Consider the following 18,726-nt stretch of genomic DNA (forward strand, 5'->3'; position numbering starts at 1 on the left):
CTCACTTCACGATCTCGCCTTTGAATATACGCCGAACCTGTTCAACCGGCTCCTCGATCTGAGGTTCTTCCCCCGGGCTCCTGTCCTCCTGTTCTCGTATCCGTCCCAGGACACACTCCACACCCCTCCCCGCCACTTCCTCGAACAATCTCTTTATGACATCCACCTGTTCCTCGCAAAGGGCGAGGGGAGCCTTGGAAGAGAACAGGATCTCCACCCGTCGTCCCTGGATCCGCCACTGCCCCTGTGAAAGAGCCGCCTGGAGCGTGGGGGAGTGGGCGCGGGCCCTTGCGAGCACCGCTTCCCTGATCTCTCCAGGGGACCGGGGTTCCGCACCCTCCTCTCGGGAATCCGGCGCACCCTGGGGAGGAGGAGAGGCCTGAACCGCTCCTCCGACGAGCCCCGCCCGCAGGCGTTCGAGTCTCGAGACCAGATCCTCGGAAGAGACCCACCTGCGAAGGTGGGCGAGTCGGGAGACGAGGAGTTCGAGATCATACCGCTGGTTGAGGGAATATCGTATGTTGCGATACGTCTCCAGGATCAGTTCCATCGCCCGCTCGAGCTGGGCGGGAGAAAAGGCCGTACGCACCGATTTCGAGAACCGCGAGGGTGCGACCCCCAGAATGCTCTCCCGTTCGATGCCGGCCTCAACCAGGGTGAGCGCCCGAAAGTACTCGGCAAGATCCACCACGCACTGCTCGACCGACACCCCGGACATCAGGATTTCATGGACGAGATCGAGAGCGCCTTTCACCTCTTCCCTCACACAGGCCTCGACCACTGCCTGGAGGCGTTCGAACCCCACGAGACCCAGCTTCTCCTGGATGAGGGCGTACGACAGCCTCCCCTCGGAAAAGGAGACCACCTGGTCGAAGAGGGTGTAGGCATCGCGCAAGGATCCGTCGGCTTCCTTTGCGATCCAGGAAAGAGCCTCCTCCTCGACCTCCACCTGCATCTCCGAGGCCGCCTCTCTGAGGAGGCTCGCTATCACCTCTGGAGAGATGAGCCGGAAATGATACTGCTGACACCTCGATCGGATGGTTGCAGGCACCCTCTGGAGTTCGGTGGTCGCGAAGATGAAGACCACGTAGGGAGGCGGCTCTTCTATGGTCTTGAGGAGGGCGTTGAAGGCGCTGTTGGAGAGCATGTGCACCTCGTCGATGATGTACACCTTGTAGCGCGCCTTGCCGGGGGCGAAGAGGACCTCCTCACGTATCACCCTGACGTCGTTCACCGACGTGTTGGAAGCACCATCGATCTCGATCACATCGATGGCGGTACCCTGGGAGATCTCTTTGCAGCTGGTGCACGTCCCGCACGGTTCGGGAGTCACGCCCTGCTCACAGTTGAGAGCCTTCGCCAGTATCCTGGCTGCGGACGTCTTTCCCACCCCGCGAGGTCCCGAGAAGAGGTACGCGTGAGCCACACGCCCCGCCTTCAACGCATTGGTGAGGGTGGAGACCACGAACTCCTGGCCCTTGAGATCCTTGAACGTCTGCGGCCTTCGCCTGTTGGCGGTCACCTCAAAGGACATGAACACCTCCCCTACACATCGAGTTCCTCCGGGATCCCTCCTATCACCTTTCCCGCTTCGAAGGCCACCAGGAATCCGGAGCCCGGGCTGGTGAGATCTATCCCCTGTTTCTTGAGGAGGTCTGCGAGATAGTCGGCCTGTTCCACACTGGAGAGTATCCCCATGTAGGTCTTGGAATAAGGAGTACGGGAGTGGAAGAACTTCACCCCCGCGAAGATGGGTATGTCGTAGAGGAGCTTCTTCTGAAGGGTCTCTGTCTCCAGGATCACGGTCGTTTGAGCCCCCACCTCCACCAGACTGGAAGAGACTTCCTGCTCCTTCCCTTCCTCGTTGATACAGAGGAGGAAGACGATTTTCGCCGCCTTCCCCTCCTTCACGAGGGGAACCACATCAGCCTGCGCGAGGATGTTACGGAACTCCTCCGGGGAAGAGGAGAGGATCAGCCTGTTTCTGAGGGCCTCCTCCTTGAGGATGCGGGAGAGTTTCGCGAGCACTTGGAGATACTGGGTCCCCTGATCCGCAGGAAAGAGAAAGCTGAAGAGGAGACGGACCGGTTTTCCATCCACGCTCCCGTACTTCATCCCCTCGGGTATGGTGGCTGCGATGATGACCGCATGGGGGAGTCCCTCCATCTTGCAATGGGGGATGGCGATTCCCTCTCCTATTCCCGTGGTGCTCTGCGCCTCTCTCGCGAGGAGCTCGTTCAGCACCGGCTCCTCCATCTCTCCCGGCACGAGACCCACTTCGCACGCTCTGCGCACCAGTATTTTGAAGAGTTCCTCCTTCTTCTTGTAGGCCTTCATGTTGAGGAAGATCCCCTCGGGCTTGAGATAGTCGATCACATACATGGCCCCCTCCTTCGAGGTTTCATTTTCCCTCCTGGGAGAAAAAAATTCAATCTCATGCCGAGCCCCGATACGAGAGTTTGAGGACCGGCGGGGGTATGAGTGCAGTGATCACCACCACCAGCACGGTGAGCGAGAACTCCACGTGGGAGAAGATCCCCCTGTCCATGGCCATGGAGGCCACGATGAGGGCCACCTCCCCTCTGGGGATCATCCCCACCCCCACGCGTAGGGCCTGGATCGGGGAGAATCCCCCCAGGAGCGCACCGCTTCCAGCCCCTATGAGCTTGGTGAAGAGGGCGATGGAGGCGAGGAGCACGATGTAGACCGGATCGCCCGAGATCCCCTCGATGTAGGTCTCGAGCCCTATGGTGATGAAGAATATCGAGACGAAGAAGCTCTGTCCGAGATCCTCGATTCCCTCGAGGATGGTGCGCCTGAACTCGGTCTGACTGAGATAGAGTCCGGCGAGATAGGCACCCGTGATCTCCGCGACACCCACCTGTTCCGCCGCCCAGGCGAAGATGAAGCACAGGGCGATCCCCATGGAAACGACCGCCTTCTCGATGTGAATCCTCCTGGAGAGTTCCATGAAGGGCCGGAAGAGGAAGCTCCCCACCAGAAAGGTGACCCCGAAATAGAGGACCACCTTCGCGATCACCCAGAGGATGTGCTCCCCCCCTCCATAGATGGCGAACGAAAAGGTGAGGAGGAGGAACCCGATCACGTCGTCGATCACCGCGGCGGAAAGGATGGTGGTCCCCTCGGGAGAACGGAGCCGTTTGAGATCGATGAGGGCCATCACCGTCACACTCACGCTCGTGGCCGTGAGCATGGTCCCCATCACCGCCGCCTTCGCCGAGGAAGCCCCGTAGGCGAATTCGAGCCCCATGCCGGCCAGGAAAGGGAGCAACACCCCCCCCAGGGCCACGAGCACGGAGATCCTTCCCTGCTGGCGCATCTGATCGAGATCGGTCTCGAGTCCTGCGGCGAAAAGCAGGAAGATCACACCGAGCCTCGCCAACCACTGTATGGCCACATCGGCCTCCAGGAGATGGAGCCCCGAGGGACCGAGGAGGAGACCCGCGAGGAGCATGCCGAGAACAGGAGGGAGTTTGAGCCTCACGAAGAGAGCCGATCCGTACTTCGCGAGCACCAGGATCACGGCGAGGTGGAACAGGACGTGTTCGTGGATCATCCGCGTATACTCCCCACTCGTTTCCCCTATCGTAAAAGAAAAGGGCGGGGAAAGTGAAGGAGGCAAAAAAAACCTGCCAGGCGTACCGTACACACGGGAGCAGCTCCTACCGCTGCTTCCTCCCGGACCTGACGGGGTTCGGAGCGCTCACGTCATACAGGGCCTGACAGGTAGGCGGAGAGAGGGGGATTCGAACCCCCGGTACCCGGTTAGGGTACACACGCTTTCCAAGCGTGCACCTTCGGCCACTCGGTCATCTCTCCACGGAAACTCACTATACCCAACTTGCAGGGGAAGATCAAGGAGAGAGTATACGAGGAGTCCACAGGAAATTCCCTCGATGTATCCCCGCTTTCCCCAAGTTTTCCACACGGTGAGAAAAAAACGGCTGCCTCACGGCAGCCGGTCCGGAGAGGGAGGGATTCGAACCCTCGGTACCGCAGCGCGGTACAACGGATTTCGAGTCCGCCCGATTCAACCACTCTCGCACCTCTCCAGATCAAAAAGACATATGTGCCCAAGAGGACTCGAACCTCTGACCTTTAGATCCGCAATCTAACGCTCTATCCAGCTGAGCTATGGGCACATATGTGAAACGATAGGCGGAGAGGGAGGGATTCGAACCCTCGGTACCCGGTTAAGGGTACAACTCCTTAGCAGGGAGCCCGATTCGACCACTCTCGCACCTCTCCACATTTTCCCACAACCGGAGAGGGTGGGATTCGAACCCACGGAGCCTTACGGCTCAACGGTTTTCAAGACCGCCTCCTTAAACCGCTCGGACACCTCTCCTCGACGTGGTATATAACTATAGTGAATCGTCCCCACCTTGTCAACATGCCCCATCGAAACAGGACAACATCTAAAACCTTATTATGTCTTGAAATGTATATCTCATCCCCAGCGAGAGATACGGCGTCTCCTGCCAGACCCCCACGAGCTCGAGGGAGATGTTCCGCCACATGAGGGCCGCTTCACCGACCACCCCGGAAAAGATCCCCTGGTTGTGGTGGAAGCGGAATCCTGCTCCCAGATCGAGGGCGAGCACTTTCCAGAGCTGGAATCGGACTCCCAAGGAAGATTGGATCCACAGTGGACTCATCTCGTAGAAGGGGAGCAGCGGATAGAGCCCCACGCGGGCCCTCGCATAGCTTCCGAACCAAGAGGAGAGCCCTACCTCGAGGTCGCCACCGAAGTCCAGGGAGGAAAAGGCGATCGGCACCAAGGAGCGAGCATCTTCTTTGATGAAGGGGAAATACGCGAGAGAGGAGGAGAGCCCCATCCATAGGTCGAGGCTCCTCTCGGGCTCCCCCCCCCACAACACCCCTCCGCAGAGGAGGAAAAAGACCAACCACCGTCTCATACCCTTAACTATACTCCTTTTTCCCCCTCGGTTCCACGCCCGCATCATCTCACCTCACGAAGCGCCTCGGCGATCACCAAACGAGAAGCCCGACGAGAGGGGAGCACGGCGGCCAACCATGAAAGGAGGAAGGTGAATCCTCCTGCGATGAGGAAATCATACCACCTGTAGTCCCCATAGAACCGGGTACCGAACGGCATGGGAAGATCCGAGGGAAGATACTTCGAAACATCGAGCCCCTGCGTGCTGAGGTACCAGACCACCCCGGCACTCAGGATCCATCCCAGAATCGTCCCTGCAACCGCAAGCACCGACGCCTCCGACAGGATCATACCCTGGAGCGTAGCCCGCCGCATCCCAATGGCCCTGAGCGTGGCAAACTCTCTCGTTCGTTCGTACACCGACATGGAAAACGAATTGAGGATATTCGCCCCTGTGAGGATGAAGAGGATCACAAGGAACACCACAAAGGATCCGGAATCCGCCTGTACCGCGGCCACAAGGGCCTTGGCGAACTCCTCCCAGCGATAGGCACGATAGGGAGTCCCCTCCAGGGTAGAGGACACGAGCAGGAATCCCTTCTCGAGCGGGAGGGAAGATTCGAGCCGGATCACCAGGTGCGTGACGCCATCCCCTATATCCAGGAGTCGCTGGAGGCTCTCGAGATCCATGAAGGCCATGTTCCTGTCCATGACCGGATACCCGAAGGAGAACAGCCCCTGCACCGGAAACACATCCACGTTCTCCACCCCATAACGGTCCATCACCCTCACTGCGATGGGATCCCCCACACCCACACCGAGTCGATCCGCAAGCTCCTTTCCCAGAAGGAGACCGGATACTCCCTCGAGGAAGGCTCCCTCCACCACTGCCCCCTCTATGGTAGTGAGGCGGGCCTCCTCCGGGGGGTCTATCCCCCTCAGGCGCACGTACACCTGCCTCCCCCTCCATGAGAGCCGTGCAGGGACTTCGATCCTCCCCGCCGTCACCGCCACTCCGGGGAGAGATGCGAGGCGAGATCTCCACTCGTGGTAGTCCTCGATCGAATACTCCAAGGGGGTGCGCACCTCCTCCTCCAGGAAGGTGGGATGGTAGACCTGGATGTGTCCGGTGTCGAAATCGATGATATTCCTGTATACGGTGGTGAAGTAGCCCCTCACCCACCCCATCCCGAAGATGAGAAGGGCGGTCCCAATGGAGAGACCGAAGAGCATGAGGATGCTCCTCCTCCTGTTTCGAAGCACATTCCGGTAGCCGAGCCACATGAGGTACATGATCCCCTCCTATACGTGTGTGAGGGCTTCGTACACGCCCTTCCTCGCCACCACACCTGCTGCATAGAGGGCCGAGAGCACGGCGAGAAGCAGGCCACTCGCCATGTCGAGGGCCGCATTCTGAGCGGTGAGGGCGAAGGTATAGCTCCCCCCGACGAGGACTTCGGAGAGCCCCTCCATGGACGAGATGGGATGTGCAGCAAAGTAGAGTACCACGGGCACACCGACTCCCATCCCGAGGAACGTCCCGGTAATCCCGTAGAAGAGCCCCTCGAGAGCGATGATCCCCACGAGCCCCCTCCTGGTGAGGCCTATGGCCCTGAGCGTGCCGAACTCGCGTATCCTGTCGAAGGCATTCATGAGTACCGCGTTGACCACAAGGGAGGCCCCTACCACCAGTACCGTGAGGTTCATGAAAAGCACGAAGATATCGAAGAGCGTGATGAAGACCACGAGTGATCCCTGGAGTTCCTTCCAGGTCCACACCTCGGCACCCCACTGCTCCAACAAGGGAGCAATCTCGGCCTTCACAGCATCCGCATGCTCAGGACTGTCGCAGACCACACGAATCTCGGTCACCTCGGAGATCCCAAGGAGTTCCTGGGCCGCCTCCCGCGAAACGAAGACCATCCGCTCGTCAAAGGAGGTGGAGTCCGTGGAGAAGAGCCCCTCCACCACGAAGGCGAGATAGTACGGCTCACCGAGCGGCCCTTCGGAGAGGAGGAAGACCTCGTCCCCCCGCCCCACCCACAAAAGACGGGCCATCCGCCTGGAGATCACCACCCCGGTCTTCCTGGAGAGGAAACGTCCCTCCAGGTCTTCCCTCACCCGAGGATAGAACCCTGTGCCGGGATCGAGCCCCACCCCTTCCACCATCACGTGCCTTCCCTCGCTACCGATGAGCACAGCCCCAAAACGGATCATAGCCTCGGCCCGAACCACACCCGCCTTCCTCTCAAGAGCGGGCATGATATCCGGAGACACGAGGATCGAAAGATCATACGGATTGAGCGATTCCCGGTACCCTTTCCCGGTCATCTGCAGATGTCCGGTCTCCTCGGTGAGAGAGGCGAAGAACCTCACCCGCATTCCTTCCAGCATTCCCCCCAACACCTGGAGGGCGGCCACAGCGATGGCCACCGCCGCGACGATGAGCACGGTGCGCCTCTTGTGCCGCAGGAGCGAGAGCGCCGCCATCTTAAGGAACATCATGGATCCTCCCGTCCTTCAGGTGAACGACCCTTTCCGCGAACCGCATGACCTCGTGGTCATGCGTCGAAAAGATGAAGGTCACCCCCTCCTCCCGGTTAAGACGACGCATCTCTTCGAGAATCCCCTTTCCGGTCTCGGAATCGAGATTGGCCGTGGGCTCGTCTGCGATGACGAGACGGGGGTTGTGGACGAGCGCCCTGGCGATCGCCACCCGCTGCCGCTGTCCCCCAGAAAGCTCGTCCGGCCGGTGGGAGGCGTACTCGGAAAGTCCCACGAGGGCGAGGAGCTCCTCGACCCTCCTCTTCCTCTCATCCCTCGGCCGTCTCTCGAGCACGAGGGGGATCTCCACGTTCTCCGCCACGGTGAGCACCGGTATGAGGTTGAAACTCTGAAAGATGAATCCTATGTGCTCCCTCCTCATCCGAGCCTCCTCGTCGTCCGAGAGCCCCGCCACGTCGGTGCCGTCAAACAACACACGTCCCGAGGTGGGTCTATCGATACACCCCACGATGTTGAGAAGGGTGGTCTTCCCGCATCCGGAGGGACCCATCAGGGCCACGAACTCCCCCTGGGCGATCTCCAGAGTCACTCCCCTCAGTGCATGCACCACCGTCCTTCCAAGGTGATAGTCCTTGTGCACCTCGTAAAGCTCTACGAGCGCCATGTGGAAACCTCCTGCATCTAGAAGTGGATACGCATCCCGCACTCGAGACGCAACGCCTCGGGGTGTCTCCCGTACCACGAGTCCTCTCCTCCCCACACCCATCCCACCCGTACCCAGTCCTCCACCCCACCCGACACCCGCCCTCGCGCCCCGGGCCTCACCCCCACCTCCACCCACCCCATCCCGCTCCCATCACCGGCCGCCCACACCGCCCCTCCCTTCACCCACCCCCACTCCTCCACCTCCATCCCCACCTCCCCCTGCACGCTCCACCCCTCCCCGTACTCCCCCAGCACTCCCTCCTCCTGCCACACCCCCTCACCCACCACGCTCACCGTCCCCCACTCCTCCCCCCTCACCCACTCCACCGACCCCGCCCCCAGCCACGCACCCTCCACCCCCTCCCACGCCACTTCCGCCGCCCCCACCACCTCGCCGATCCCCACACTCACCCATCCCCCCGGCCGCTCCACCTCATCCTCCCTCCACACCACACTCACCCCCACCTCCGCCGCATCCCCCACCCACCCATCCACCATCCCCGCCCACACGAGCCGTCCCCCCACTCCATCCCCCTCCCTCACCCCCACGAACCCCGACCCCCACACCCTGTCCCCCACCGCCCACCGCGTCCCCACCCCATCCACCCCCACCGCATCCTCACCCCGCCACCGGTGGAGCCCATCCACGGGATGCACCCCGTAGCACACCCCGAGCGGAACCACCTGCCTCCCCACGCGGACCGCACCCCACTCCCCCACCCCCTGCTCCACATACCCCTCGTAGAGCAGCACCCCCCCGTCCCACACCCCCTCATCATCCGCCTCCCCCTCCACACCCACCAGCACCACCCCCCTTCCCCCCTCATCCCCAAGCTCCACCCTCACCCTCCCCTCCATCCCCTTCTCCAACCACTCTTCACCCATCCAGTCCTCCGCCCACTCCCGCACCCGCACATACCCGAACACCCCCTCGAACGAACCGGAGACCACCTGTCCCCAGAGGAGCCCCCCGGCCAGGGACCACAGCACCACCCATCGTCTCATACCGCACCTCCTATCTCGTGAGTGCAGCGAGCGAAAACCGCTCGTCCGGAAGCCCCTCCACCGCCTCCATGGTGCGCACCTCCACCACCGAGTAGGCCCCCTCCTGCTCCAGGGACTCCACGCGCCACAGCGTCGGCCGCACCCTCCCCGCCACATCCTTGAGCCCCGAGAACCACAACACCTTAAGCAGAAACCCCGACTTGGAGTAGAACTCCATCTTCCAGGGGATGGACCCCTCCTTCACGATCCAGACCCGTAGCCTCCCGTAGGGGGCACCTCTGTGCGCCGCCTTCGCATCCACCACATACGCCTCCACGATCCCCAGCTCGGGATGCTCCACCCGTTCCGTCCCCGAGAGCACGGCAGTATAGTCGTCCGAGTACTGAGGATCGCTCACATCGTGATTGGAGAAGAGGCTCCCCTGGAACGAGGCCGTAGCAGAGAGCCGCACCGGTCGCCGCGACCCCGCGTGTGGATTGAACATCCACAACGCCCCCTCCTTCTGGAGGAAGCGGAGCCCCTTCGACCGGGCAGGCTCCATGATCTCCATCAGCGTCCCCACCCCCTCCTTGTACCACGCCTCGAAGACCATGGGCGCCGGATCCCTTCTGTCCGGATAGTCGGTCTCGAGCGAGAAGACCGCATGGTACTCCGAGGGGGCGATCACTCGCTCCATCTCCCTGAGGAGCTCGTCCGCTCCCCTCTCCTGTGCAGCCAGCACCGCCACCCCCACGAACCAGAGCAGTACCATCATTCGTCTCATCGATCACCTCCATCCAAAGTAGATCTCTGCGAGAGAACCTCCTCAACGAACGAGAGGTACCGTTGGAACTCCCGCCTTCCTTTTTCCGTGAGAAAGTAGACGGTCTGCACCCCATCCCCCACCAATTCCTTCTCCTTCCCCACGTAACCCGCCGTCACGAGCTTCTCGAGATGAGAATACAGTGCGCCGTCGGTCAGCCCGAGGGCCCTCTTGAGACCGAGGAACGAAGCCCTCCCGTCCCTGTAGAGAATGGTGATGAGAGAAAGCCTCGTCCGCTCGAAGAACACCTGATCAAACTGGGTGTAGAGCATCCTGCTCGAACCTCCTCTCCCAGAACCGGAACGCCACACCCGAACCCACATAGAAAAGCCCCACCATCACACCGCCCGCCAGGTAGAGCCACGACGAGGACCACCCCCCTATCCAAAGGAACACACCCACGAAGAGCAACCCCATCGCAGGAATGAAGAGCTCCGGATAGCTCATGAGCCCATAGAACAGGAGTGGGAGCGACCCCACCATCACGTAAAGCCCCGGCACATCCCTTCCCGTATCGAGGAGGGCATAGACGAGGGCCCCGCACACCACCATCACCCCCACCGCCGCGAGCATGAGGCGCACCATCCGGGGAGAGAAGAGCACCATGCCGAAGCGTCTGCTCTGACGAACCCAGGAGACCGTCTCACCCACCGCACCCACCACAACGAGGGGAAGCCACACCCCCAGGAAACACTCCTGCTCCGACCAGCCGAGACGCCCCACCCACCACGAGAGGAACGTCCCCAGAAACACGAGGAGACCCCACAAGAAGAAGGCCCAGGCCTCCACCAGAGGATACCCCTCCCGCTCCGTGAGGATACGCTTTATCTCCTTGATGTCCTCGAGGTACTGTTCGAGCTCCCTGTCCATACCGCCTCCACTTTGCATCACAAAACGACTTTGCAATACAAAGTATACGCCACAAAACCCCTCCTGTCAACACCCCTCAGACAGAACCGTCCTCACTCCCCGCCGAGGAGCACCTCGATCAGCCGTTCCAGGTCGTCCTTGGAGAAATAGGCGATCTCCACCACCCCCCGCTCGAGCGAACCCTTGATCCGCACCTTGGTCCCCAAGCGCTCGATACACCGATCCTCCAAATCCCTGAGAAAGGGATCCCTCGCGCGCTCATCCGCCGGCGTCTTCCGACCCGCGGCATCCCCCGCAACCCTCGCAGCCCGACGCTCCGCCTCACGCACCGAGAGCCCCTCCTTCACGATCTGGGAGAACAAGCGCCTTCGGCCCTCATCATCCGGCACGGAGAGGATGGCCCTCGCATGCCCGGGCGTGATCGTCCGCTCGTCGAGCGCCCGCTGCATCTCCTCGGGAAGCTGGAGCAACCTGAGGGCATTGGCGATCACGGGCCTGCTCTTTCCCAACCGCTCTGCGAGTTGCTCCTGCGTGAGGCCTGCGTGCTCCATGAGGGCACGGTAGGCTTGTGCCTCCTCGATGGGGGTCAGATCCTCCCGCTGGATGTTCTCTATGAGGGCGATCTCCAGACGCTCCTGCTCAGTGAAGGAACGGACGATCACCGGTACGGTCGTACGCCCTGCGAGCTTCGCCGCCCTGTATCGCCGCTCCCCTGCCACGATCCTGAACTTCCCCCCGGGAAGCTCCTCCACGAGGAGCGGCTGGAGCACCCCCTTTTCTTTGATCGACCTCGCCAGATCCTCGAGCGCCGCCTCGTCGAAGTGCTTCCGCGGCTGTCCCTCCTGAGGGACCAGACGCTCCACCTCCACCTCCCGGAGCGAACCCTCCTCTTCGGAAAAATCGAGCCCTCCCCCCAACAAGGCGTCGATCCCCTTGCCCAGTCCTCGCTTAGCCACGGGACAGCACCTCCTCTGCGAGTTTCTTGTAGCTCTTCGCCCCGATGCTCCCCGGATCATAGAGATTTATGGGAAGCCCATGCGAGGGCGCCTCGGACAGACGCACGTTGCGCGGAATGATCGTCCTGAACACCTTGCGGCCGAAATGGCCCACCACATTCTCCACCACCTCATGTGCGAGCCTGGTACGCGAATCGAACATGGTGAAGATGATACCCCCTATCGTGAGAGAGGGATTGAAGCGCTGTCTCACCCGATCCACCGTGGAGAGGAGGAGAGAGAGCCCCTCGAGGGCGAAGTACTCGCACTGGAGCGGAATGTAGACCGTCTCCGCCGCCACGAGCCCGTTCACGGTGAGCACCCCCAGAGAGGGAGGAGAGTCGATGAACACATAGTCATACGAAGCCTTCACCTCGGAAAGGGCTTTCTTCAACAGGAACTCCCTCCCCTCCACATCGACCAGTTCCACATTCGCTCCGGTGAGGTGGATGGTGGAGGGGATCACCTCGAGACGATCCACCGGCGTCGCATGGATCGCCCGGGAGATCTCCGCATCTCCCCTCAACACCTCGTAGATGGTGGGGAGCTTTCCCCGGGCCCCCACACTGCTCGAGAGATTCGCCTGGGGATCGAAGTCCACGAGGAGCACCCGCTTTCCCATCTCGGCGAGATAGGCTCCGAGGTTCACCGCCGTTGTGGTCTTTCCCACTCCACCCTTCTGGTTCGCGAACACCACCACCATGCGGAAAGTATATCCCAGAGAAAGAGAAAATGAAAGAGTCGCCCCCTCACCTTGATAGGTCCGTCCGGACTCGCTACATTTGTATATAACGACACATGCCACGGAGGACACGACGAGATGACCAAAACGGACGTCGAAAAGGTGATCAACGAGATCCGACCGGCACTCAAGGCCGACGGCGGGGACATCCAGCTCCTGGAGGTGACGGAGCAGGGGGTGGTGAAAGTCCGCCTCACCGGAGCATGTCACGGCTGCCCCATGTCCCAGATCACCCTCAAACAGGGGGTGGAAGCGTATCTCAAGAGAAAACTCCCCGAAATCTCCTCGGTGGAAGCGGTGTAAACCTATACCTTATACCCCGCCCTGCCGATACAAGAACCAGAAGAAAGGGCCTGCCATGGACATGTCACATCTTCCGAAGCCAGTGTTTGCAGCCTTTCCAAAAGTGGAACTCCATCGACACCTGGAGGGAACCTTCTCAGGGAAGGCCCTTCACGCCATCGCCCTGAGAAACGGCCTCGAGGTCCCCTCGGATTACGAGGAATTCAAGAAGGCCGCCCAGTTCCCCAGGGATTCCGAACCCGACTTCCTCACCTTCCTCTCCAAGTTCCGGACCGACTGGTACAGGTCACTGGAGGACGTCGAGGAGATCACCTATCACTCGGTGAAGGAAATCGCCCGGGACGGCATATTCTACATCGAACTTCGATTCTCCCCCGAACACTTCGCCCTCAACAACGACTTCGATCGGCAGGAGGTGACCAGACTCGTCATAGAGGCGGGCAACACCGCGGCCAAAGAGGCCGGATTCCACATCCGTTACCTCATCACCTTCAATCGAAACAAACAGGACCAATACCAGATGCTCGAACTCTACGAGAAGATCCGGGAGCTCGACATCCCGGAGATCGTGGGCATAGACCTCGCAGGTGACGAGCTTCACTACGGACCCGAACTCTTCACGGACTTCTTTCGGCGCATCAAGAAGGACGGCCGCTACAAGAGCACCATCCATGCGGGAGAGGTGACACCTCCGGAGGAGATCTGGAAGGCGATCAAGACGCTCGGTGCGGACAGGATCGGACACGGCACCTCCGCGATCCACGACGAATCGCTCCAGGACTATCTGAAGGAACACTTCATCGCCCTCGAGCAATGCATCACATCCAACTACCAGACCGGCGCCTGGACGGATCCCGGGACCCACCCCTTCGGAAGACTCTACAAAAGAGGGGTTCCCGTCACCCTGAACTCCGACGATCCCTTCATCCAGGACACCGATCTCACCGACGATTACATGAAGGCGGCAGCCGCATTCGGTCTCGATTTCAATGACTTCTCGGAGATCAACCGATGCGCCCTCCGATCATCCTTCCTCCCGGAGACGGAGAAAAAGGCCCTGCTGGTCGAATACGAAAAAGCCCTTGAAGCGTTTTTCCTCTCCCATCCCACACAGTAAGACTCTTCACCAGACCAAAAACAAGGGGGACTGTTTCACGTGAAACAGTCCCCCGTTTCCCACCGCTCCCGGCGGATCATTTCTCCCTTGCCACCCTGTCCACAGAGACCACATAGTCCGGTTTCTCGAGATTCACCACCTTCACGCCCGCCGCCTGTCTCCCGAGCACGGAGATATCCTTCACCGCGAGCTTGATGATGTTTCCCTGAGCCGTCACGATCATCACATCATCCTTGGCCTCGACCGACAGCACCGCCGCGAGTTCTCCGGTCCGAGCCGACACCTTATAGACGATCTGTCCCTTCGTACCCCTCCCGTGCGCCGTGAACTGGGAAAACCCCACCCGTTTCCCGTATCCTCCGGACGTCACGAGGAGGAGATCCTTCCCCTCTTCCACCGGGACCGCCCCGCACACCTCGTCCCCGGGTTCCAGCTTCACGGCCGTCACACCCCTTGCCGCCCTCCCCATGCTCCTGAACTCCTCCTCCTTGCAACGCAACCCGTGCCCCCTCCTGGTCACGATCATCACCTCCCCCTTTCCTTCCGTGAGAAAGGCGTCTACCAGATAATCCCCCTTCTCGAGCCCTATCGCGATCACCCCCCGCGTCCGTGCGTTCGAGAGGGCCGGCACCGGAAGCCTCTTGGCGAGCCCCTTCGCGGTGATCATGAATACCTCACGCTCCTCCTCGAAGGTCTCCACCGAGACCACCGCACTCACCTGCTCATCAGGCGACAACTGGACGAGACTCCTGATGCTCTTCCCCTGCGAGACCCTCGACCCTTCGGGAATCTCATGCACCTTGAGATAGTAGGCCTTGCCTTCATTGGAGAGAAACAGGATGTAATCATGCGTGGAGGCCACGAAGAGGTGGGACACCACGTCGTCCCCACTCAGCTTTCCACCCATGAGCCCTTTGCCCCCCCTCCCCTGACGCCTGTAGGCACTCACCGGCATCCTTTTGATCAAACCATCACGGGAGACGAGGACCACCATGTCCTCCTTCTGGATGAGGTCTTCGATATCGAGATCCTCCGCCTCCTCCGCCACGATCTCGGTCCGCCGCTCGTCGCCGTATCCTTTCGCGAGCTCGAGCGTCTCATTCTTCACCACCTCCAGTATCTTCCTCTCGCTCCCGAGGAGCTCCTTGAGCTCTTCTATGAGCTTGAGCGTGGCCTCCAGCTCTTCAATGATCTTTCTCGTCTCGAGGCTCGTGAGCTTCTGAAGCCGCATATCGAGGATCGCCTGTGCCTGACGCTCGGAAAGCCCGAATCGACGCATGAGATTGTTCCGGGCGCTGTCCACCGTTCGCGATTTCTTGATGATCGCGATCACCTCGTCGATATTGTCGAGTGCGATCTTGAGCCCCTCCAGGATATGAGCCCGTTCCTCCGCCTTCCGGAGATCGTACTGCGCCCTCCTGGTCACCACCTCCTTCCTGTGGGAGATGAAATGCTGGATGATCTCCTTCAAGGTGAGGGTCTGCGGTTTTCCTCCCACGAGGGCCAGGGCATTCACGTGAAAGGTGGTCTGGAGCGGGGTCATGGAGAAGAGCCGGTTGATCACCACTTTGGGGATCACCCCTCTCTTGAGCTCGAAGACGATCCTGAGCCCATTCCTGTCGGACTCGTCCCGGATCTCCGATATCCCCTCTATCTTCTTGTCCCTCACCAGGGAAGCCACGCGCTCGAGGAGACTCGACTTGTTCACCGCATAGGGGATCTCGGTGACCACGATCGCTTCCCTCCCCGATCTGAGGGTCTCGAGCGAAAGGCGGGCCCGTACCACCACCCCGCCCTTTCCCGTGAGGTACGCACTCCGTATCCCCTTCTTCCCGAAGATGATGCCTCCCGTGGGGAAATCGGGCCCCTTCACGTAGCGGAGGAGGTCCTTGGGCGGGATCTCGGGGTTGTCTATCACCGCGGCGATCGCCCTGCTCACCTCGCCGAGGTTGTGGGGAGGTATGTTGGTGGCCATCCCCACGGCGATCCCGCTCGCTCCATTGATCAACAGGTAGGGCACGGCCGCAGGGAGCACGGCGGGCTCTTTCAGGCTCTCGTCGTAATTGGGAACGAAGTCCACCGTCTCCTTGTTGATGTCCCTGAGCATCTCCTCGGCGATCTTGTGGAGCTTCGCCTCCGTATACCTCATCGCCGCAGGGGGATCGCCGTCTATCGATCCGAAATTCCCTTGGCCGATGACCATCGGGTACCTCATGGAGAACTCTTGGGCAAGCCTCACGAGGGCATCGTAGATACTCTGGTCCCCATGAGGATGGTACTTACCGAGCACGTCACCAACGATACGACCGCTCTTCTTGAACGGTCTGTCGTGTCTGAGTCCCATCTCGTACATCGCATAGAGGATGCGCCTCTGCACCGGCTTGAGCCCGTCCCTCACGTCGGGAAGAGCCCGGCTCACGATGACCGACATCGCATAATTGAGATAGGATTCCTTGATCTCCTCTTCTATGGGAACAGGAACGACCTTCCCTTTCAGATCAGCCACGGAACACTCCTCGTAAAGATAAAGTCTTCATCCCGATTTCAGGGGATCTCACACATCGAGGTTGGTAACGAACAGGGCGTTTTCCTCGATGAACTTGCGCCTCGGAGCCACCTGATCACCCATCAGGGTGGTGAAGACCTCCTCGGCCTCCACCGCATCCTCCACCCGGATCTGTATGATGTTCCGGGTGGCAGGATTCATGGTGGTCTCCCACAGTTGCTCCGGATTCATCTCCCCCAGCCCCTTGTACCGCTGTACGTTTATTTCGTCCTTCTTGTATTTCTTGGCAAATCTCTCCAATATCCTGTCCCTCTCCTCGTCGGTATACGCATACTCAACTTCGTTCTTCACCCATACCTTGTAGAGGGGTGGCATGGCGATGTACACATGCCCCCTCTCCACGAGTTCCTTCATGTACCGGTAGAAGAATGTGAGGAGGAGGGTCCGGATATGGGAACCGTCCACATCGGCATCGGCCATGATGATGACCTTGTGATAGCGGAGTCTGCTGATGTCGAACTCGGTCCCGATACCGGTCCCCAGAGAGGCGATGATGGGATAGAGCTTGTCGTTGGTGAGGACCTTCTCCATCCTCGTCTTCTCCACATTGAGCATCTTCCCCCAGAGGGGAAGGATGGCCTGGAACTCCCTGTCCCTCCCCTGTTTCGCGCTCCCCCCGGCAGAATCGCCCTCGACGATGAAGATCTCACACTTTGCGGGATCCTTCTCGATACAGTCGGCGAGCTTTCCCGGGAGATCCATGCTCTCCAGCACGCTCTTCCGTCTCGCAAGCTCCCTCGCCTTCCTCGCCGCGATCCTGGCCCTCGCGGCCTGCACCACCTTCTCCAGAATAGCCTCGCCATCCTTCGGGTGCCTCGCGAAGTGGGCCTGCAACTGCTCGTACACGAACGATTCCACGATCCCTTTCACATCCGAATTGCCGAGCTTCGTCTTGGTCTGTCCCTCGAACTGCGGCTCGGGCACCTTGATGGAGAGGACCGCGGTGAGCCCCTCTCTCACATCGTCACCGGAGAGGGTGTCATCGAGCTTCTTTGCGAACTTCGACTGCTTGAAGAGGTCATTGAGACACCTGGTGAGGGCGGACCTGAAACCCACCACGTGCGTACCCCCCTCCTTCGTGTTGATGTTGTTGACGAAGGAGAAGAATGTCTCGGTGTACGAATCGTTGTACTCGATGGCGCACTCGATTTCCACGTGGTCTCTCGCGCCCTCGAAGTAGATCGGTTCCTTCTGCAGCGAGGTCCGGTTCTTGTTCAGGTAGGCGACGAATTCCCTCAACCCGCCCTCATACTTGAAGACGTGTTCCTTCACCCTCTTCGTCCTGAGATCCCGTATGACGATCTCGATCCCCTTGTTGAGGAAGGCAAGCTCACGCAACCGCTGTGAGAGGATGTCGAAACTGAATTCAGTGGTCTCGAAGATCTCAGCGTCGGGCTTGAATCGGGTGGTGGTGCCCGTACGATCGGTCCGACCCCTCACCTCCACCGGCCCGAGGGGGACCCCCCTCTGATACCGCTGCACATGGATCTTTCCGTCCCTGTGTACCTCCACCTCGCACCACTCGGAAAGCGCGTTCACCACCGAGACACCCACTCCGTGCAGCCCGCCGGAAACCTTGTAGGTCTTCTTGTCGAACTTCCCCCCCGCATGGAGCCGGGTCATCACGAGCTCAAGGGCGCTCACCTTTTCCTCGGGATGGAGATCCACCGGAATACCCCGACCATCGTCCGTGACCGTGACCACGTTCCCGGGCTCGATCACCACCTCTATCCTGGAGCAGACACCGGCGAGCGCTTCATCGATACTGTTGTCCACCACCTCGTACACGAGGTGGTGGAGCCCCTCTTCCCCGGTGGACCCGATATACATCCCAGGCCTCTTTCGCACCGGCTCGAGTCCTCTGAGGACCTGTATCTGTTCTGCGGTATAACTCATGGAGCATCCTTGGTAAGAAGAAGATGGCCCCAGTATACGCGCTCCCGAGTCCAATATCAACAGGTCTACAAGTATAGACCGATAAAGCAATAACAATAATGTGGAAAAAATGTGGAAAAAAAGAAGATTTTCTTCGAATTTCCCGCACCCTTCGTGTGAATTCAGCTCACCATGCGCTCGAAATTCCATGAGTTTCTTATATTTACTTTTTATACAATGGAATAGGAAAAACAATGCCTTTTCGTTCGTCTTGGATCTCTACAAAGCACCGTTTTTGTGGTATACTTACGTTTGTTTTA

17 protein-coding genes, 5 tRNA genes and 1 other RNA gene are annotated in these 18,726 nt (G+C 60.1%); 2 read left to right on the top strand and 21 right to left on the bottom strand.

The genetic code is table 11. The features are described from left to right. Nucleotide 1: 1 nt before the first annotated feature. The 19 genes from dnaX to SPITH_RS11700 form a co-directional block, all read right to left on the bottom strand. Nucleotides 2–1,534: a DNA polymerase III subunit gamma/tau gene (dnaX, locus tag SPITH_RS11615; protein WP_014625837.1), complete on the bottom strand. Its 1,533-nt coding sequence runs from the start codon at nucleotides 1,532–1,534 to the stop codon at nucleotides 2–4. A gap of 11 nt (nucleotides 1,535–1,545) precedes the next feature. Beyond that, the gene (locus SPITH_RS11620; RefSeq protein ID WP_014625838.1) at nucleotides 1,546–2,382 is read right to left on the bottom strand and encodes a PTS sugar transporter subunit IIA; all 837 of its coding nucleotides are present in this window, start codon (nucleotides 2,380–2,382) and stop codon (nucleotides 1,546–1,548) included. A gap of 52 nt (nucleotides 2,383–2,434) precedes the next feature. Further along, the gene (locus SPITH_RS11625; RefSeq protein WP_014625839.1) at nucleotides 2,435–3,577 is read right to left on the bottom strand and encodes a cation:proton antiporter; all 1,143 of its coding nucleotides are present in this window, start codon (nucleotides 3,575–3,577) and stop codon (nucleotides 2,435–2,437) included. Between the two features lie 71 nt (nucleotides 3,578–3,648). Beyond that, an RNA gene (gene ffs / locus SPITH_RS12045) (signal recognition particle sRNA small type) lies at nucleotides 3,649–3,746 on the bottom strand. Nucleotides 3,747–3,752: 6 nt separating this feature from the next. Continuing rightward, nucleotides 3,753–3,840, bottom strand: a tRNA-Ser gene (locus SPITH_RS11630). A 145-nt stretch (nucleotides 3,841–3,985) separates the two neighbouring features. Next, nucleotides 3,986–4,073 (bottom strand) — tRNA-Ser (locus SPITH_RS11635). 16 nt (nucleotides 4,074–4,089) lie between these two features. Beyond that, nucleotides 4,090–4,163 (bottom strand) — tRNA-Arg (locus SPITH_RS11640). A gap of 17 nt (nucleotides 4,164–4,180) precedes the next feature. Further along, nucleotides 4,181–4,269, bottom strand: a tRNA-Ser gene (locus SPITH_RS11645). 15 nt (nucleotides 4,270–4,284) lie between these two features. Beyond that, nucleotides 4,285–4,369: transfer RNA gene (locus SPITH_RS11650), tRNA-Ser, on the bottom strand. Nucleotides 4,370–4,439: 70 nt separating this feature from the next. Next, complete coding sequence (locus tag SPITH_RS11655; protein WP_245523402.1) at nucleotides 4,440–4,940, bottom strand: hypothetical protein; 501 nt, start codon at nucleotides 4,938–4,940, stop codon at nucleotides 4,440–4,442. A gap of 44 nt (nucleotides 4,941–4,984) precedes the next feature. Continuing rightward, nucleotides 4,985–6,214, bottom strand: coding sequence for an ABC transporter permease (locus tag SPITH_RS11660; RefSeq protein WP_014625841.1), 1,230 nt, complete (start codon nucleotides 6,212–6,214; stop codon nucleotides 4,985–4,987). 9 nt (nucleotides 6,215–6,223) lie between these two features. Further along, complete coding sequence (locus SPITH_RS11665; RefSeq protein WP_014625842.1) at nucleotides 6,224–7,426, bottom strand: ABC transporter permease; 1,203 nt, start codon at nucleotides 7,424–7,426, stop codon at nucleotides 6,224–6,226. Beyond that, nucleotides 7,413–8,090, bottom strand: a complete 678-nt coding sequence (locus SPITH_RS11670; protein ID WP_014625843.1) for an ABC transporter ATP-binding protein — start codon at nucleotides 8,088–8,090, stop codon at nucleotides 7,413–7,415. The genes SPITH_RS11665 and SPITH_RS11670 overlap by 14 nt, the downstream gene beginning before the upstream one ends. Before the next feature lie 17 nt (nucleotides 8,091–8,107). Further along, nucleotides 8,108–9,136, bottom strand: coding sequence for a hypothetical protein (locus tag SPITH_RS12880; protein ID WP_014625844.1), 1,029 nt, complete (start codon nucleotides 9,134–9,136; stop codon nucleotides 8,108–8,110). Nucleotides 9,137–9,146: 10 nt separating this feature from the next. Then, the gene (locus SPITH_RS11680; RefSeq protein ID WP_014625845.1) at nucleotides 9,147–9,899 is read right to left on the bottom strand and encodes an outer membrane lipoprotein-sorting protein; all 753 of its coding nucleotides are present in this window, start codon (nucleotides 9,897–9,899) and stop codon (nucleotides 9,147–9,149) included. Then, nucleotides 9,896–10,210, bottom strand: coding sequence for a transcriptional regulator (locus tag SPITH_RS11685; protein WP_014625846.1), 315 nt, complete (start codon nucleotides 10,208–10,210; stop codon nucleotides 9,896–9,898). The genes SPITH_RS11680 and SPITH_RS11685 overlap by 4 nt, the downstream gene beginning before the upstream one ends. After that, nucleotides 10,191–10,808 (bottom strand): hypothetical protein, encoded by a 618-nt coding sequence (locus tag SPITH_RS11690; protein ID WP_014625847.1) that lies wholly within the window; start codon nucleotides 10,806–10,808, stop codon nucleotides 10,191–10,193. The genes SPITH_RS11685 and SPITH_RS11690 overlap by 20 nt, the downstream gene beginning before the upstream one ends. A 92-nt stretch (nucleotides 10,809–10,900) precedes the next feature. After that, nucleotides 10,901–11,764: a ParB/RepB/Spo0J family partition protein gene (locus tag SPITH_RS11695; protein ID WP_014625848.1), complete on the bottom strand. Its 864-nt coding sequence runs from the start codon at nucleotides 11,762–11,764 to the stop codon at nucleotides 10,901–10,903. Next, nucleotides 11,757–12,524: a ParA family protein gene (locus SPITH_RS11700; RefSeq protein WP_420480341.1), complete on the bottom strand. Its 768-nt coding sequence runs from the start codon at nucleotides 12,522–12,524 to the stop codon at nucleotides 11,757–11,759. The genes SPITH_RS11695 and SPITH_RS11700 overlap by 8 nt, the downstream gene beginning before the upstream one ends. Nucleotides 12,525–12,623: 99 nt before the next feature. Here SPITH_RS11700 and SPITH_RS11705 point away from each other — a divergent pair, with 99 nt between their 5' ends. Together SPITH_RS11705 and add are read left to right on the top strand one after the other, a co-directional pair. Then, nucleotides 12,624–12,848, top strand: coding sequence for a NifU family protein (locus SPITH_RS11705; RefSeq protein WP_014625850.1), 225 nt, complete (start codon nucleotides 12,624–12,626; stop codon nucleotides 12,846–12,848). A gap of 103 nt (nucleotides 12,849–12,951) precedes the next feature. Next, a complete protein-coding gene (gene add / locus SPITH_RS11710) occupies nucleotides 12,952–13,965 on the top strand; it encodes an adenosine deaminase (protein WP_245523403.1) in 1,014 nt (337 codons plus the stop codon). Between the two features lie 76 nt (nucleotides 13,966–14,041). Here the strand turns inward: add and gyrA are convergent, their stop codons facing one another. Together gyrA and gyrB are read right to left on the bottom strand one after the other, a co-directional pair. Then, nucleotides 14,042–16,471, bottom strand: coding sequence for a DNA topoisomerase (ATP-hydrolyzing) subunit A (gene gyrA, locus SPITH_RS11715; RefSeq protein ID WP_014625852.1), 2,430 nt, complete (start codon nucleotides 16,469–16,471; stop codon nucleotides 14,042–14,044). 48 nt (nucleotides 16,472–16,519) lie between these two features. Next, nucleotides 16,520–18,427, bottom strand: a complete 1,908-nt coding sequence (gyrB, locus tag SPITH_RS11720; RefSeq protein ID WP_014625853.1) for a DNA topoisomerase (ATP-hydrolyzing) subunit B — start codon at nucleotides 18,425–18,427, stop codon at nucleotides 16,520–16,522. Nucleotides 18,428–18,726 lie beyond the last annotated feature (299 nt).

The sequence above is a fragment of the Spirochaeta thermophila DSM 6578 genome (assembly GCF_000184345.1).
In the GTDB taxonomy this organism is placed as follows: Bacteria; Spirochaetota; Spirochaetia; order Winmispirales; family Winmispiraceae; genus Winmispira; species Winmispira thermophila.

What these genes read in the sequence shown, in the direction of transcription:
- dnaX (WP_014625837.1), bottom strand. Translation starts at nt 1,534, where the DNA reads ATGTCCTTTGAGGTGACCGCCAACAGGCGAAGGCCGCAGACGTTCAAG.
- SPITH_RS11620 (WP_014625838.1), bottom strand. Translation starts at nt 2,382, where the DNA reads ATGTATGTGATCGACTATCTCAAGCCCGAGGGGATCTTCCTCAACATG.
- SPITH_RS11625 (WP_014625839.1), bottom strand. Translation starts at nt 3,577, where the DNA reads ATGATCCACGAACACGTCCTGTTCCACCTCGCCGTGATCCTGGTGCTC.
- SPITH_RS11655 (WP_245523402.1), bottom strand. Translation starts at nt 4,940, where the DNA reads ATGAGACGGTGGTTGGTCTTTTTCCTCCTCTGCGGAGGGGTGTTGTGG.
- SPITH_RS11660 (WP_014625841.1), bottom strand. Translation starts at nt 6,214, where the DNA reads ATGTACCTCATGTGGCTCGGCTACCGGAATGTGCTTCGAAACAGGAGG.
- SPITH_RS11665 (WP_014625842.1), bottom strand. Translation starts at nt 7,426, where the DNA reads ATGATGTTCCTTAAGATGGCGGCGCTCTCGCTCCTGCGGCACAAGAGG.
- SPITH_RS11670 (WP_014625843.1), bottom strand. Translation starts at nt 8,090, where the DNA reads ATGGCGCTCGTAGAGCTTTACGAGGTGCACAAGGACTATCACCTTGGA.
- SPITH_RS12880 (WP_014625844.1), bottom strand. Translation starts at nt 9,136, where the DNA reads ATGAGACGATGGGTGGTGCTGTGGTCCCTGGCCGGGGGGCTCCTCTGG.
- SPITH_RS11680 (WP_014625845.1), bottom strand. Translation starts at nt 9,899, where the DNA reads ATGAGACGAATGATGGTACTGCTCTGGTTCGTGGGGGTGGCGGTGCTG.
- SPITH_RS11685 (WP_014625846.1), bottom strand. Translation starts at nt 10,210, where the DNA reads ATGCTCTACACCCAGTTTGATCAGGTGTTCTTCGAGCGGACGAGGCTT.
- SPITH_RS11690 (WP_014625847.1), bottom strand. Translation starts at nt 10,808, where the DNA reads ATGGACAGGGAGCTCGAACAGTACCTCGAGGACATCAAGGAGATAAAG.
- SPITH_RS11705 (WP_014625850.1), top strand. Translation starts at nt 12,624, where the DNA reads ATGACCAAAACGGACGTCGAAAAGGTGATCAACGAGATCCGACCGGCA.
- gyrB (WP_014625853.1), bottom strand. Translation starts at nt 18,427, where the DNA reads ATGAGTTATACCGCAGAACAGATACAGGTCCTCAGAGGACTCGAGCCG.